General features: G+C 46.7%; 1 protein-coding gene. It reads right to left on the minus strand.

From position 1 onward, the window contains the following. The coding region (locus tag LG003_RS22775; RefSeq protein ID WP_262981732.1) for a ShlB/FhaC/HecB family hemolysin secretion/activation protein at positions 1–893 on the minus strand (893 nt) is incomplete at its 3' end. Positions 894–1771 lie beyond the last annotated feature (878 nt).

Below are 1771 nucleotides of genomic sequence, written 5' to 3' on the forward strand. Positions count from 1 at the left end.
GTCTGCACATAATCGTAATGACTGGCCGTCACGCTCGCCATCCAGTAGCCGAAGGGCAGCGAATAATAGAGCGTGTCGTTTTGGCTGCCTTTCCCGGCAGACGCATGAATATCGCGTCCACCGGAGAGATAGAACAGGTCGCTTAGCGCCAGCGGGTTATCCAGAAAAAAGGTGAGTCCGCCCTGATAACGGCCGGTGCTTTTGGACCCGGTATCATCCAGATACGTGGCGACTCGCCAGTGCCGGGACTGACGCCAGTCCAGCACAATATCACTCTCCCCCGGTTGCGCTGCCGGGACAATGTTCATCTCCGCCTGAACCGTCGGGAAGCGTTGCAAGTTTTCCAGTCCCTGCTCAATGTCCCGTAAATCCAGCAATTTTCCTTCACGCGCGGGAAAGGGGGTTATCCGCTGGATATATTTCCCGCTGTCAGGGGTATAGCGGATATGCCGGATGTTGCCCGGTATCATCACCAGTTTTAGCGTTTGGGTACGCAAATCCTGACGAGGAACCAGAACCCGGCTGGTGACATAGCCGTGATTAATGAGCTGATCTTGCAATCGGGTCATCAGCCGGTTAATGTCCTGAGCGCCGAGGCAATGGTTTTCGCCCTGTTGAGCGACACGCCTGAACGGCAACCAGTGCGGGAAATTTTCAGTGCCGGCCAACACGACACGGGTGATCGGAAAACACGGCGTTTCCAGCGGAAAGGCAGATGACACCGCCTGTTCGGGGACAGACAGGTGAACCTCCGCAGGGGGTGGGGCTAATTGCGCCTCCAGGGCTTGCTGGCGTGCCTGTTGATGAATGAGTTGTTGTGCTGAGAGGTCTGCGGCCTGACTGCCTGAAACCACGCTATAAAAAACCGCAAACACTAAAATACTGCTTTTCATTGACTTTCTATTCCACAATGCCAGAGCGGTATTAACCACGAATTTAACTTAGCGATCAATATTTAGGATTGATGATCAACCGGGCATCTAAAATAGGGGATTGGTTAAGTTAGCAGCAAAAACAAGGGGTTATATTTTAAGGCAAAAAACAGGCCAATGTGATTATTTTGTGACAATATTGTATAAAAAACAGATTAATATTAATCATTTAATAACCAATATTAATAATTTCAAATTAATTTCATTTTTTGTGTCAATTATGTGATGCGCATCACATTTATGATGTTTGATTTTAGGATGGAATCACTGGAAAAGTGATGCTTGTTGTAAATTGGTGATGCAGTATTATCGTTTCTGATGAGGTTAGATGATGACGTTTAGCCAAGTTGGCAGCACTGACGCTATACCATTTCGGATTGGGAGATAAATGCAAGCCCGCCATATTTTAAATGCGGGCCGCTACAGATAACCATCGGCAACAGGTGTTCGTAATGAATTCACAGATTGGCAAAAATCATGAATCCTGACTATGTTGACACAGGGAGTTATTGAGCGATCTCCATTCATGAAAATACGCAAAAAAAGCGCTGAGTCACTATTTGATGTGTTATGTTCTGCCATAAAGGAGAGCATGAAATTGTGTGGGGCACTACATTGGTGTTTATGCTGCTATAGCTAATGTAGAACCATCAATCTTACTCCGGCTAGCTCATTAATTCTGATGCGGAGAGCATTTAAACGATTGCCCCACGGATTTTTATGCTCTCCAGATACGGGAGAGCATAAAAAAGTGTGGGGCATTTATGTGGCAAAGCAGCTAAAGAAGCCACTTTAACGTATAAGTATTCATGGACCGATAATGGGTAATAGTCCGGTTG

Origin of the sequence: Photorhabdus kleinii, from assembly GCF_025384885.1 — a bacterium.
Taxonomy (GTDB): domain Bacteria; phylum Pseudomonadota; class Gammaproteobacteria; order Enterobacterales; family Enterobacteriaceae; genus Photorhabdus; species Photorhabdus kayaii.